The organism is Pseudomonas sp. MS646 (genome assembly GCF_036693845.1).
GTDB lineage: Bacteria > Pseudomonadota > Gammaproteobacteria > Pseudomonadales > Pseudomonadaceae > Aquipseudomonas > Aquipseudomonas chlororaphis_E.
The window spans coordinates 1,716,701-1,729,704 of the sequence record NZ_CP144763.1; the positions used below are offsets into that span (position 1 = coordinate 1,716,701).

11 protein-coding genes are annotated in these 13,004 nt (G+C 63.6%); all 11 read left to right on the top strand.

Features of this window, described 5'->3' with window-relative positions:
- Nucleotides 1-8 precede the first annotated feature (8 nt).
- The 11 genes from V3H56_RS07605 to flgJ all read left to right on the top strand — a co-directional run bounded on the left by V3H56_RS07605 (nt 9) and on the right by flgJ (nt 12,999).
- A complete protein-coding gene (locus V3H56_RS07605; RefSeq protein WP_338474422.1) occupies nt 9-3,551 on the top strand; it encodes a glycosyltransferase in 3,543 nt (1,180 codons plus the stop codon).
- Between the two features lie 43 nt (nt 3,552-3,594).
- Complete coding sequence (locus tag V3H56_RS07610; protein ID WP_047737654.1) at nt 3,595-4,323, top strand: class I SAM-dependent methyltransferase; 729 nt, start codon at nt 3,595-3,597, stop codon at nt 4,321-4,323.
- Nucleotides 4,320-5,168 (top strand): NAD(P)-dependent oxidoreductase, encoded by an 849-nt coding sequence (locus V3H56_RS07615; protein ID WP_042729474.1) that lies wholly within the window; start codon nt 4,320-4,322, stop codon nt 5,166-5,168. The genes V3H56_RS07610 and V3H56_RS07615 overlap by 4 nt, the downstream gene beginning before the upstream one ends.
- On the top strand, nt 5,165-6,142 hold the full coding sequence (locus V3H56_RS07620) for an ATP-grasp domain-containing protein (protein WP_042729473.1): 978 nt from the start codon (nt 5,165-5,167) through the stop codon (nt 6,140-6,142). The genes V3H56_RS07615 and V3H56_RS07620 overlap by 4 nt, the downstream gene beginning before the upstream one ends.
- On the top strand, nt 6,123-6,800 hold the full coding sequence (locus V3H56_RS07625) for a metallophosphoesterase family protein (protein WP_042729472.1): 678 nt from the start codon (nt 6,123-6,125) through the stop codon (nt 6,798-6,800). Before V3H56_RS07620 ends, V3H56_RS07625 begins: the two co-directional genes overlap by 20 nt.
- 51 nt (nt 6,801-6,851) lie before the next feature.
- Nucleotides 6,852-7,997, top strand: a complete 1,146-nt coding sequence (gene rffA / locus V3H56_RS07630; protein ID WP_042729471.1) for a dTDP-4-amino-4,6-dideoxygalactose transaminase — start codon at nt 6,852-6,854, stop codon at nt 7,995-7,997.
- A gap of 232 nt (nt 7,998-8,229) precedes the next feature.
- Nucleotides 8,230-8,967 carry a flagellar basal body rod protein FlgF gene (locus tag V3H56_RS07635; protein ID WP_003199043.1) on the top strand — a complete coding sequence of 246 codons (738 nt, stop codon included), beginning with the start codon at nt 8,230-8,232 and terminating at the stop codon, nt 8,965-8,967.
- Between the two features lie 49 nt (nt 8,968-9,016).
- Complete coding sequence (flgG, locus tag V3H56_RS07640) at nt 9,017-9,802, top strand: flagellar basal-body rod protein FlgG (RefSeq protein WP_042729470.1); 786 nt, start codon at nt 9,017-9,019, stop codon at nt 9,800-9,802.
- A 70-nt stretch (nt 9,803-9,872) separates the two neighbouring features.
- Nucleotides 9,873-10,568: a flagellar basal body L-ring protein FlgH gene (flgH, locus tag V3H56_RS07645; protein WP_042729469.1), complete on the top strand. Its 696-nt coding sequence runs from the start codon at nt 9,873-9,875 to the stop codon at nt 10,566-10,568.
- Between the two features lie 42 nt (nt 10,569-10,610).
- Nucleotides 10,611-11,684 carry a flagellar basal body P-ring protein FlgI gene (locus tag V3H56_RS07650; RefSeq protein WP_161796106.1) on the top strand — a complete coding sequence of 358 codons (1,074 nt, stop codon included), beginning with the start codon at nt 10,611-10,613 and terminating at the stop codon, nt 11,682-11,684.
- A 10-nt stretch (nt 11,685-11,694) separates the two neighbouring features.
- Complete coding sequence (gene flgJ / locus V3H56_RS07655) at nt 11,695-12,999, top strand: flagellar assembly peptidoglycan hydrolase FlgJ (protein WP_042729467.1); 1,305 nt, start codon at nt 11,695-11,697, stop codon at nt 12,997-12,999.
- The last annotated feature ends 5 nt before the right edge of the window (nt 13,000-13,004 follow it).

Genomic DNA, 13,004 nt, shown 5'->3' on the forward strand with positions numbered 1-13,004 from the left:
TGCACCCGATGTCGAACCCCGCGCAGTTGGACGCTCATTCGCTTGAACAGGCGTTGGCGCGTTTGCGGCTGATGTATGCCAAACCCGAGCATCCCTACTATTTCGCCGCACCTGCCTACCGTGAATCGTCGTCGGGCGTGGTCTCGCTGCATTACCTCTGCCACATGCTCAATCTCAGTGGCCGTGAGGCTTACATCTGCGGCAGCGACGTGGTCAATCCAGACCTCAAGACCCCGGTGATCACCTCCGCGATCAAACAGCGCCACAAGGCCGCCGGCAAAGTGCCGATCGCGGTGTACCCCGAGGTGTTCCCCGGCAATCCGCTGAACTGTTCGGTCGTGGCGCGTTTTCTGCTGAATTTCGAGGGCTTCCTTACCGGAAACAGCATGGACGCGGCGCCCACCGACTTGTTTTTCTATTACGCAGCCCGGCTCGCCGAGCACCGGGGCGACCCTGACGGCGACCTGCTGTGCCTGCCGACCATCGACATCGAAATGTTCTCCAGCGTGGGCACCGATGCTGTGCGCGAGGGTAGCTATCTCTATCAGAACCGCCACCCGCTGGAAAAGATCGACTACGCGCAACTGCCCGCCGACATTCGTCTGCTGAGTATGGCCAATCCGCTGACCCTGCCTGAGTTGGCCAAGGTGTTGCGCAAGGCCGAGGTGATGTATTCCTACGAGTGGTCGATGACCTGCGTGATGGCGGTGCTGTGCGGCTGCCCGGTGATCTTCATTCCGGGGCATGGCGTCGACCAGCCGCTGCTCGACACCAGTTTCTTCGGCAGTGTGGGCTTTGCCATGCTCGACCAGCCGGACCCGTTGGCGCATGCCCGGGCCAGCCTCGGTGACGCTTTGCCGCGTTACGTTGAGCGCACCGCGTCTTTCTGGCAGCAACTGGATGTGTTCATTGCCCGGACCCAGGCGACCGCCGCCCGGGAAGCCGTCGGCAACCGCCTGGGGGCGCTCGACTGGTTGCGCCAGCGCTACCCGACGGCCCAGCAGTTGCGCCTGGTCAACGAGCGCTTGGCGATCCCAACGGCCCCCAGCTTCACGGTCCTGGTCCGCGATGACGGCAACCCGCTTGCATTGGCGCACACCCTCGACAGCCTGGATCGACAGTTGTACCAGCGCATCCATGTGTGCGTGATGGGCAGCGTCGATCCGGCGCGCGCCAACGTCCAGTGGTTGGCCTGTGATCCGAGGCAGCCGGTGACTGCGATCAATGGCTTGCTCGCTGGCATCCAGAGCGACTGGGTGATGATGGTCGAGGCGGGGGAGGAGTTCGTGGCCGCAGGCTTGCAGGTGACGGCGCTCAACCTGCTCGACGCCCCCGACAATTGCCTGGCGGTGTACGCCGACGAGGCGCTGCGCATGGCTGGCGTGGTCAATGTCGCGCTGCGCCCCGATCTGAACCTGGACTTGCTGTTGGCCAACCCGGCCAGTTTTTCCCGTCACTGGATGTACCGTCGCGAAGCGCTGGTGCAGCTGTGCGGTTTTGACGAGACCTGCGGCGGAGCCTTTGAGCTGGCCTATCAGTTGCGCCTGATCAGCGAGCAAGGTGGGCAGAGCGTGGGGCATGTCAGCGAGCCCCTGCTGATCGGCAACGAGCCGAGGCCGTCGGACTGCGCCGATGAGCGTGCGGTCATCGACGCGCATCTGCAGGCGCGTGGCTACGTTCAAGGGCAGGCGATCGCCCTGGACATGCAGCCCGGCGGCTACCGCATCGACTACGGCCATGAGCGCCAGGCCTCGGTCAGCATTGTGATCTACCTCGAAGGGCAACTGGTCAATTTCCAGCGTTGCCTGGAAAGCCTGCTGATCCAGACCAGCGCCGTGGACTTCGAAGTCTTGCTGGTCGAGCCGGGCGGCGACGACCCTGCCTTGCTGGAGTGGCTGGCGCTGGTCGAGGAGATGGGCGAAGGCCGTTTCCAGGTGTTGCGTTTCATGCCGGGACAATCCCGTGCGGCCATGTGCAATGCGGCGGCGCAGGAAGCGCGTGGCGAGTACCTGCTGTGGCTCGATGCCCATGCCGCCGTGCTGGAGCCCGGCTGGTTGCACGCGTTGCTCAACCAGGCCCAGCGCCCGGAAGTCGGCGCCGTGGGCGGCAAGTCCCAGGACAACCAGGGGCGCATTCGCCAGGCGGGCCTGGTGCTGGGGTTGGGAGGAACGGTCGGTCGGGCTTTCGAGGGTGTGTCATCCCAGGTGGCGGGCTACATGGGGCGGCTGGGGCTTGAGCAGAGCTGCTGCGCGGTGGACGGTGAGTGCCTGATGCTGCGTCGGGCGTTGTTCCTCGAAGCGGGCGGCTTCGACACCGATCCGTTGTTGGCGCCCTGGACCTCTATCGACCTGTGCCTGAAGTTGTACCAGGCGGGGTACCTGAACGTCTGGACGCCTTTCACACGCCTGTTGGTCGACCCGCTGCCGGCCCCCCGTGCGAGCCGCGAGCAGGAGGACGCATTGTTCGCCCGCTGGATGCCGCAGTTGGCCCGCGACCCTGGCTACAACGCCAATTTCTCGCTGCGTGCCGGTGAGGGCTTTACCCTGGAAAACAACGACCTGAGCTGGTATCCGCTGCAAGGCAGCGTGCCGAGGCTGCTGGTTTGCATCACTGACCCGCAGGCGACGGGGCACTCGCGGCTGATCCAGCCGTTGCGGGCCATGCTGGAAGCCGGGCAGGTCGAGGGTACGGCGGTTTCAACGGTGTTGTCGGCGGTGGAGATCGAGCGCCTGGCGCCGGCCACCGTGGTGTTGCAGCGGCCTCTGGATGACGCGGGGCTGTTGGCCCTGAGCCGCCTGAGGGCGTTTTCCAAAGCGTTCACGGTCTACGACCTGGACGGTTACTTGCCGCAGATGGAATTGAAGGGTGATGACTCGGCCGATGAGCTGTTGGAGCGCCTGCGGTTCGGGCTGCTACAGGCCGATCGGGTATTGGTCTCTTCACCGACGCTGGCCGAACTGTTGCAGGGCCAGCACGATGATATTCGCCTGGTGGAAACCCTGCTGCCGGCCGCCTGGGGGCGCCTGCAGAGCAAGCGTGCCGTAGGCGTCAGGCCGCGCCTGGGCTGGCTGGGTGGCAAGGACGCCGAGCTGTTGGCCGATGTGCTGCCAGCGTTGGCCGGCGAAGTGGACTGGGTGGTGCTGGGCGACTGTCCGGCGGCCATGCGGCCTTTCGTGGCAGAACTGCACCCGGGTGTCGGGCAGCAGCAGTTGGCGGGCGCCCTGGCCGCGTTGAACCTTGATCTTGCCTTGGTACCGATGGCCGAAACCCTGGGCAACGCCTGCTCGGCCGACCTGCGCGTCCTGCAGCATGCCGCTTGCGGGCATCCGGTCATTTGCAGCCGGGTGCCGGGGTTTGTCGGTGGCGAGGTATTGCCGCTGTCGCGCGTGAGCAACGAGGCGCAAGACTGGATCCGCACGATTCGCCTGCACCTGGAGGATCGTGAGGCCTCGGCGACCCTGGGAGACGCCTTGCAGTCGGCCGTGCGTACCCAGTGGCTGCTCGAAGGTGAGCGCCTGGACGCCTGGCGACAGGCCTGGCTGGCTGATTGAACCGTACCGATGACTATTTGGCCGCCCAGCGGAGTGCAGTGACATGAGCAACGATCTTGATACCTTCATCGCCGCCTACAGCGACAGCTTTGGCTATGCGTATGACAACAACATCATTCTCAATTGGTATCCCCAACGCATCATGGCGCTGTGCACCCAGGCGCAAAGCCTGCTGGAGCTCGGCGTGGGCCATGGTTTCAGTACCCATCGCTTCTCGAAGTTCTTTAGCAAACACACGGTCATCGACGGCTCCGCCTCGGTGATCGCCCAGTTCAAGGCCCAGTACCCGGACAGCCCGGCCGAGATTGTCGAAAGTTATTTCGAGACCTTCGACACCGACCAGCGTTTCGATCTCATTGTGATGGGCTTCGTGCTTGAGCACGTCGATGATCCGCAGGTCGTGCTGCAACGGTTCAAGCGTTTCCTGGCGCCGGGGGGGCGTTGCTTCGTGCTGGTGCCCAATGGCGAGTCCCTGCATCGGCGCTTCGGCCATGCTGCCGGGTTGCTTGACGACATGATGGCGCTGGGCAGCGGCGATCTGGAACTGGGTCATGTGCGCAGCTATTCGCTACAGTCCCTGACGGCCGAGCTGCAAGCCGCAGGGCTTGAGGTGGTGCGCAAGGAAGGCGTGTTCCTCAAGCCTTTCACCACCGGTCAACTGAAGGAATTGAACCTGGGGGCGGACATCGTCCAGGCCATGTGCACCGTGGGGATCGATTACCCGGAGCTCAGTTGCGCGCTCATGCTCGAAGCGACAGTCGCTGCGTCATGAGAAGCCTGGTCATCGGAAGTACCTCGGTCATCGGCCAGGCGGTTGCTCGCGGCTTGTCGCGCCATGGCCAGGTCAGGTTGGCGGGGCGCCGGGATGCCGACATCGCCTTCGACTTGAGTGCCCAGGCGCCCGTCGCCTGCGATGAGCGCTTCGACGTTGTCGTGTTGGCCGCTGCCGATTTCGGCGGGCGCCAGCCGGATGAGCTGGTTCGCGCCGAGCTGGTCAACAGCGTGGGTACGCTGGCGGCCTGTCGCCTGGCGGAACAATGCGGGGCCCGCCATTTCATCTTGCTGTCGTCGCGTTCAGCCTGCGACCAGGTGACGGATCCCTACTTTGGCATCTACTCGCTGTCCAAGCGCCATGCCGAGGAAGTGGCGAGCCTGTATTGCCAGGAGCGCGGCATGGCGTTGAGCATCCTGCGTATCAGCCAGGTCTACGGCAGTGACGAGCAGTGCCGGTCTCATCAACCGCTGTTGTATGCCATGGCCGACAAAGCGCAAGCCGGGCAGGCCGTCGAGCTGTATGGCCGCAACGACGCCAAGCGCAACTACCTGCACCTGAACGACCTTGCCGAGCTCTGCGCACGGGTAGCGACCCACGGCATTACAGGGCTGTTCAACTGCGGCCATCCGCAATCCCCGCGTCTTTCCGAGATCGCCCAGGCCGCGTTCGAAGCATTTGGCAAGCCGCTGGACGTCCGCTTCCTGGCGGAAAAAAACGACATCCCCGACCTGCCGCCCTTCGACGATTTGCAGGCGCTCCACGAGCAAACGGGTTTCACCCCGCGAATCGACATTCGCCAGGGATTCGAGTTGATGCGAGCGCACCGGGAGACCCTGGCATGAAGACCGTCATGGTGACTGGCGTAGGGGCCATCATGGGCTATGGCCTGCTCAAGTCCTTGCGTGCGGCGGATGCCTCTGTCCGGCTGATCGGCACCGATATCTACGACGACGCTGTCGGGCGCGCCTGGAGCGATGCATTCGAGCAAGCCCCGCTGACCGCTGACCCGGGATATGGCCAATGGCTGGGCGACACCCTGGCCCGGCACAAGGTTGACCTGCTGATTCCGGGGATCGAACAGGACCTCCATTGGCTGTCGGACAACCGCGCGTTGTTGGCCACGCTTGACTGCCGGGTGGTGCTCAACAATTCGCACCTGATCGACCTTTCCCGGGATAAATGGGCCATGGACCAGGCGCTGGTGGCGCTGGGGGATGCCTGCCGTATTCCCAGCCTGCTGTCCGGGGACTTTCATTCGCTCACGGCCGCGCTGGGCCTGCCGTTCCTGCTCAAGCCGCGCAGGAGCTACGCTTCCAAGGGGTTGGTCTGGGTTCGCGAGGAGCGCGACTTCACGCCTCACGCGCCGTTGCTGGGTGAGTACCTCATGGCCCAACCGATCATTGGCAGCGCGGCCGACGAGTTCACCGTGGCGGCGTTTGGCGACGGTCGCGGCGACCCCGGGCCGATCATTGCCTTCCAGCGCCGCCTGGCCTCGGATGGCTCCACCGCCAAGGCTTGGGTGTATCAGGACGATTCGCTGGAACAGGTGGTGGTCAGGTTATGCCGTGCCTTCAAGCCTGAGGGGCCGACCAACTTGCAGTTCCGGCGTGGCGGCGACGGTTCCTGGAGCCTGCTGGAGATCAATCCGCGGATCTCCTCGACCAGTTCGATACGCCGCGCATTCGGCTACAACGAGGCGGCCATGTGCCTGGACTATTACCTGCACGGCAAGACGCTGGCCCGGCCTACGCTGCGCAGTGGTTTCGCTGTTCGTTATATAGAGGACTTCATTGTCTATGATCGGGATCATTTCTGACGTACATGGCAATTACAGCGCCCTTCGGACAGTGCTGGCCAAGCTCGACGAACTGGGTGTTACACAGATCATCTGCTTGGGCGACACCGCCGGTTACTACAGCCAGGTCAATGAATGCTGCGACGCCCTGCGCGAGCGGGACGTCTTCTCGGTGATGGGCAACCACGACTGGTACCTGGCCAAGCACGAGCGATGCCCTCGTTCCAACAGCGCCAATGCCTGCCTGGACTACCAGCAAGGCGTCGTCACGGCGCAGAACCTGGCCTGGCTGGGCTCGCTTGCGCAGCGCTCGAACCAACAGGGGGTGAGCATCGTCCACGGTGGCTGGAACGATCCGTTGGATGAGTACGTGCGACCTTCGCAGGCGTATTTTTCGCCCTTGCCTGGCCGCTACTTCGCCTCGGGCCATACTCATGTCCAGTACCTGTGGAGCGGCGAAGGCAAGGTCTACTGCAACCCTGGTTCAGTCGGCCAGCCCCGTGATGGTGACGCTCGGGCCGGTTTCGCCACCTGGGACGGTGAGGCGTTCGAGCTGCACCGGGTTGAATACGACATCGTTGAAACCCAGCAGGCGATGAAGCGAGCCGGATTCACTCCGTACTTCTATGAAAATCTTGATACAGGCAGCCAGATAGGTGGGCGGATCAGTGCGGTTTGAGGTTTTGTCCTGCGCGCCACCCATGACCATGCCCATCCAGGGAAGTTTGCAATGAGCAAAGAAACGATCTTCTTCAATCGCCCTTACATGACCGGCAAGGAACTGGATTACATCGCCCAGGCCAAGTTCGGCAACATGCTCGCCGGCGATGGCCCCTTCACCAAGCGGTGTCATCGCTGGCTGGAGGCGCAAACGGGCAGCAACAAGGCCCTGCTGACCCATTCATGCACCGCGGCCCTGGAAATGACGGCGTTGCTGCTGGATATCCAGCCTGGCGATGAAGTCATCCTGCCGTCGTATACGTTCGTCTCCACCGCCAATGCCTTCGTGTTGCGCGGCGCGGTGCCGGTCTTCGTCGATGTGCGGCCCGACACCCTGAACCTGGACGAGCGCCTGATCGAGGCGGCGATCACGCCACGGACCAAGGCCATCGTACCTGTGCACTACGCAGGCGTGGCCTGCGAGATGGACGAGATCCTGGCCATTGCCCGCAGGCATGGGCTGGCCGTGGTGGAAGACGCCGCGCAAGGTGTGATGTCGACCTACAAGGGGCGGGCGCTGGGCAGTATCGGTGACCTGGGGGCCTTCAGCTTTCACGAAACCAAGAACGTGATTTCGGGGGAGGGCGGGGCCTTGCTGGTCAATGATCCCGCGTTGGCGTTGCGGGCCGAGATCATCCGGGAAAAAGGCACCGATCGCAGCCGGTTCTTCCGGGGTGAAGTAGACAAGTACACGTGGCAGGAAGTGGGCTCCTCGTTCCTGCCGGGGGAAATGACGGCCGCGTTCCTCTGGGCCCAGTTGGAAGAGGCGCAAGCCATCACCAACCGCCGCCTGGCCCTCTGGGACAATTACCATGCGGCGCTGGCGACGCTTGAGCGGCAAGGGGCGCTGCGGCGTCCGATAGTGCCTGAAAACTGCCAGCACAACGCGCACATGTACTACGTGATCCTCGCCCCGGGCGTCGAGCGCCAGGCCGTCCTCGAAGAGCTCAAGCGACATGCCATCTACGCGGTGTTCCATTACGTGCCGCTGCATTCATCGCCCGGTGGCCTGCGTTATGGACGCGTGCAGGGGTCGATGGAGGTGACTGACGGCTATTCCGAGCGCCTGTTGCGTTTGCCCATGTGGCTCGGCTTGACCCATGAGCACCAGGAGCAGGTGGTGGGTGTGTTGGGCGATGCCTTGGCAAAGGCCTGACCTCCGCCAGCCGATGAGGCGCCTGGCATCAGGCCAGGTGCCAGGCCTTGCCACCTAGCGGCATAACACCGCCGGTTTTTCGACTTCGACACCCTCAACCTATCCTCTGTAAATCCCCCAGGCCCTTTGTTTACCGGGCCTTGGCCCGCCAGAAAAAAGTTGGTCTGCAAATTGCTTAAGGCTGTGCAACACAGCAGTGGACGGCAAACGTCCGGCATGCAGAGGAACGACAGTGGACAAGTACCTTTATGTGGCAATGACCGGCGCCAGCCAGAACGCACTGGCGCAACGGGCCCATGCCAACAACCTGGCGAACATTTCCACCAATGGTTTCCAGAAAGACCTGGAGCAGGCGCGCTCGATGCCGGTGTTCGGCGACAGCTTTCCGGCGCGGGCGTTTGCCATGTCCGAGCGACCTGCCACGGACTTCACACCGGGCGCGTTGGTGGAAACCGGTCGCGACCTCGACGTGGCGGTCAGCGGTCCGGGCTGGATGGCGGTACAGAATCCCGACGGTGGTGAAAGCTACGTGCGCACCGGCAGCCTCAATGTTGACGCCCTGGGCGTGCTGCGGGCCGGCAACGGCATGCCGGTGATGGGCAACGGCGGTCCCATCGCCGTGCCGCCGGAGCAGAAGATCGAAATCGGCCAGGACGGCACCATCAGCATCCGCGCCATGGGCGAAGGCCCGCGGGTAATGGCCGAGGTGGACCGCATCAAGCTGGTCAATCCGGACCTCAAGAACATGACCAAGGGCCTGGACGGTTCGATCCGGACCAAGGACGGCCAGCCGGCACCCATCGATGCCAACGTGCAGTTGGTCTCGGGGTTCCAGGAAGCGAGCAACGTCAATGCCGTGGACGAGATGACCTCGGTCCTGGCCCTGGCCAAGCAGTTCGAGCTTCACGTGAAGATGATGAACACCGCCAAAGAAGGCGATGAGGCTATGGCTCGGGTCTTGCAGATCTAACTATTAATGACAGCGTCGCGCCGATAATCAGGCGTACGAGGAGAATCGAATGCTTCCGGCTTTGTGGGTTGCCAAAACAGGTTTGTCCGCCCAGGACACCAACCTGACCACCATTTCCAACAACCTGGCGAACGTCTCGACCACGGGTTTCAAGCGTGATCGTGCCGAGTTCCAGGACCTGCTGTACCAGGTCAAGCGTCAGCCAGGTGCCCAGTCGACCCAGGACAGCGAGCTGCCGTCGGGCCTGCAAGTGGGTACCGGTGTGCGCATCGTCGGCACCCAGAAGAACTTCAACGCCGGTAGCCTGCAAACCACCGAGCAGCCGCTGGACATGGCCATCGACGGTCGCGGTTTCTTCCAGATCCTGCAGCCGGACGGCACCACGTCCTACACCCGTGACGGTACCTTCCACCTCGACTCCAATGGCCAGATCGTCAATGCCAGCGGTTTCGCCCTGGAACCGGCCATCATCATCCCGAACGATGCCCAGACCTTCACCGTGGGCCGCGACGGTACCGTGTCCATCACCGTGGCAGGCAACCCGGCCGCCCAGGTGATCGGCAACCTGCAGACCGCCGACTTCATCAATCCGGCCGGCTTGCAGGCCGTGGGCAACAACCTGTTCCTGGAGACCGCCGCCAGTGGCGCGCCGCAAATCGGCACCCCGGGCCTGAACGGTTTCGGCACCACGCTGCAGAACACCCTGGAAACCTCCAACGTGAGCACGGTCGAGGAGATGGTCAACATGATCACCACCCAGCGCGCCTACGAAATGAACTCCAAGGTGATCTCCACCGCCGACCAGATGCTCTCGTTCGTCACGCAGAATCTGTAATCGTCCCAACATCTGTACTTACGTAGACAGGGCGGCCCGTAGGTCGCCTGCAACACCGAGAGGTAGGGTCATGAAACGCTTTGTATCTGTACTGGCATTGAGTGGGATCACCGCGCTTGCGGGTTGTGTCGCGCCAACGCCCAGGCCCAATGACCCGTACTACGCGCCGGTGTTGCCGCGTACACCGTTGCCGGCTGCGGCCAACAATGGCTCGATCTACCAGGCCGGCTTCGAGCAGAACCTGTACAGCGACCGCAAGGCATTCCGGGTCGGTGACATCATCACCATCACCCTGAACGAGCGGACCCAGGCCAGCAAGAACGCCAACTCGCAGATGGACAAGACCAGCGCCACCAGCGTCGGCCTGACCTCGCTGTTCGGTTCCAGCCTGACCACCAACAACCCGATCGGCAGCAACGACCTGAGCCTCAATGCCGGCTACAACGCCGACCGGGCGACCAAGGGCGACAGCAAGTCCGGCCAGAGCAACAGCCTGACCGGTTCGATCACCGTGACCGTCGCCGACGTGCTGCCCAACGGCATCATCGTCGTGCGGGGCGAGAAGTGGCTGACCCTCAACACCGGTGACGAACTGGTGCGCATCGCCGGCATGGTTCGTGCCGACGACATCGCCACCGACAACACCGTTTCGTCCACCCGCGTGGCTGATGCGCGCATTACCTATTCGGGCACCGGTGCCTTCGCCGATGCCAGTCAGCCCGGTTGGTTCGATCGTTTCTTCCTCAGCCCGAAGTTCCCTTTCTAGGTGGCCCCGTTGAATCTTAAACAGCTGTTGCTCGGTGCGCTGATGATGTCGGCAGCCTTCGCCGCTCAAGCCGAGCGCCTGAAGGACATCGCCAGCATTTCCGGCGTGCGCTCCAACCAGTTGATCGGCTACGGCCTGGTCGTGGGCCTCAATGGCACCGGTGACCAGACCACCCAGACCCCGTTCACGCTGCAGACCTTCAACAACATGTTGTCGCAGTTCGGCATCAAGGTGCCGGCCGGTTCCGGCAACGTGCAGTTGAAGAACGTCGCGGCGGTGTCGGTCAGTGCCGACCTGCCGGCTTTCGCCAAGCCCGGCCAGCAGGTGGATATCACCGTTTCGTCCATCGGTAACTCCAAGAGCCTGCGCGGCGGTACCTTGCTGCTGACGCCGCTCAAGGGTATCGACGGCAACGTCTACGCCATCGCCCAGGGCAACCTGGTGGTGGGCGGCTTCGACGCCGAGGGGCGCGACGGTTCGAAGATCACTGTCAATGTTCCGTCGGCCGGTCGCATCCCTGGCGGTGCGTCGGTGGAACGTGCGGTGCCGAGTGGTTTCAACCAGGGCAACAGCCTGACGCTGAACCTCAACCGTTCCGACTTCACCACCGCCAAGCGCATCGTCGACAAGATCAACGACATGCTCGGCCCAGGCGTGGCCCAGGCCATCGACGGCGGCTCGATCCGGGTCACCGCGCCGCTGGATCCGAGCCAGCGGGTCGACTACCTGTCGATCCTGGAAAACCTCGAAGTCGATCCGGGCCAGGCCGTGGCGAAAGTCATCATCAATTCGCGCACCGGTACCATCGTGATCGGCCAGAACGTCAAGGTTTCACCGGCCGCCGTGACCCACGGCAGCCTGACCGTGACCATCACCGAAGACCCGATCGTCAGCCAGCCGGGTCCGTTGTCCAACGGCCAGACCGCCGTCGTGCCGCGGTCGCGGGTCAATGCCGAGCAGGAAGCCAAGCCGATGTTCAAGTTCGGCCCGGGCACCACCCTGGATGAAATCGTCCGGGCGGTGAACCAGGTCGGCGCGGCACCGGGCGACTTGATGGCGATCCTCGAAGCCTTGAAGCAGGCCGGCGCGTTGCAAGCCGACCTGATCGTGATCTGAGGGTCGAGCCATGGATATGCGCAAGGGCGCTTTGACCAGCGGCGACTCGGCGTCCTACTCGGACCTGAACCGCTTGAACCAACTCAAGGTTGGCGACAAGAACAGCGATGGCAACCTGCGCAAGGTGGCGCAGGAATTCGAGTCGCTGTTCCTCGGCGAAATGCTCAAGTCCATGCGTTCGGCCACCGAGGCCCTGGGCAAGGACAATCCGATGAATACGCCTGAAGCCAAGCAGTACCAGGAAATGTACGACCAGCAGTTGGCCGTTTCCATGTCCCGCGAAGGCGGCGGTATCGGCCTGGCCGACGTGCTGTTGCGCCAGATGTCCAAGAACAAGCCGCTGGCCCCGGGCGAAGCGGCCACGCTGTCGGCGGCCAAGCAGCAAGAGGCGCTGGACAAGGCGACCAAGGCAGCCGTGCCGACCCCGGTTGCCGCCGGCACCCTGCCCACGGACGGCCCGTTGTCGCGCACCAGCGGCCAGCGTCCACTGTGGGCCTCGCGGGCCGTCAGTGCGCCGCAGGGCGCCGAGGGTGGTCATCGCAACGACATGGAACTGCTCAACCAGCGTCGCCTGGCCCTGCCGCCGAAGCTGGCCGACCGCCTGCTCGCGGGCCTGGTGCCTTCGGCCTCGGTCAATGCCGAGGCCCCGGCGCAGAACCTGCTGCCCGATCGTGCTGTCGCCGCCGTCAAGCCGGCGACCGGCGAGCTGGGCAACGGCGACTGGCTGGCCGCGCTCAAGGCGGCCGACGCGAAACCGGACATGCAGGTCTACGGCCGTGCCGTCGCGCAGCCGCCATTGGCACCGGCGCGCAAGGCTTTCCGCGATGCCGACGAATTCGTCAACGCCATGTTGCCGATGGCCAAGGAAGCTGCGGACCGCATCGGTGTCGACCCACGCTACCTGGTGGCCCAGGCGGCCCTGGAAACCGGTTGGGGCAAATCCGTCATGCGCCAGCCCGATGGCAGCAGCAGCCACAACCTCTTCGGCATCAAGGCGAGCCAGAACTGGAAAGGCGATTCGGCGCGGGCGATCACCAGCGAGTTTCGCAATGGCGAGATGGTCAAGGAGACGGCCGAGTTCCGTTCCTACGCGTCCTATCGCGACAGCTTCCACGACCTGGTCAATCTGTTGCAGAGCAACAGCCGCTATCAAGATGTGCTGAAGTCGGCCGATAACCCCGAACAGTTTGTACGCGAGTTGCAGAAGGCCGGTTACGCCACCGACCCGAACTACGCCCGCAAGATTTCGCATATAGCCCGGCAGATGACGAGTTACCAGAACTACGCATCGGCAGGCGCCACCACGACGTTATAAGGTCT

Bases quoted from the DNA above. Each gene is read 5' to 3' on its own strand.
- V3H56_RS07605 (WP_338474422.1), top strand. From the start codon at position 9: ATGTCGAACCCCGCGCAGTTGGACGCTCATTCGCTTGAACAGGCGTTG.
- V3H56_RS07610 (WP_047737654.1), top strand. From the start codon at position 3,595: ATGAGCAACGATCTTGATACCTTCATCGCCGCCTACAGCGACAGCTTT.
- V3H56_RS07615 (WP_042729474.1), top strand. From the start codon at position 4,320: ATGAGAAGCCTGGTCATCGGAAGTACCTCGGTCATCGGCCAGGCGGTT.
- V3H56_RS07620 (WP_042729473.1), top strand. From the start codon at position 5,165: ATGAAGACCGTCATGGTGACTGGCGTAGGGGCCATCATGGGCTATGGC.
- V3H56_RS07625 (WP_042729472.1), top strand. From the start codon at position 6,123: ATGATCGGGATCATTTCTGACGTACATGGCAATTACAGCGCCCTTCGG.
- rffA (WP_042729471.1), top strand. From the start codon at position 6,852: ATGAGCAAAGAAACGATCTTCTTCAATCGCCCTTACATGACCGGCAAG.
- flgG (WP_042729470.1), top strand. From the start codon at position 9,017: ATGCTTCCGGCTTTGTGGGTTGCCAAAACAGGTTTGTCCGCCCAGGAC.
- flgH (WP_042729469.1), top strand. From the start codon at position 9,873: ATGAAACGCTTTGTATCTGTACTGGCATTGAGTGGGATCACCGCGCTT.
- V3H56_RS07650 (WP_161796106.1), top strand. From the start codon at position 10,611: ATGATGTCGGCAGCCTTCGCCGCTCAAGCCGAGCGCCTGAAGGACATC.
- flgJ (WP_042729467.1), top strand. From the start codon at position 11,695: ATGGATATGCGCAAGGGCGCTTTGACCAGCGGCGACTCGGCGTCCTAC.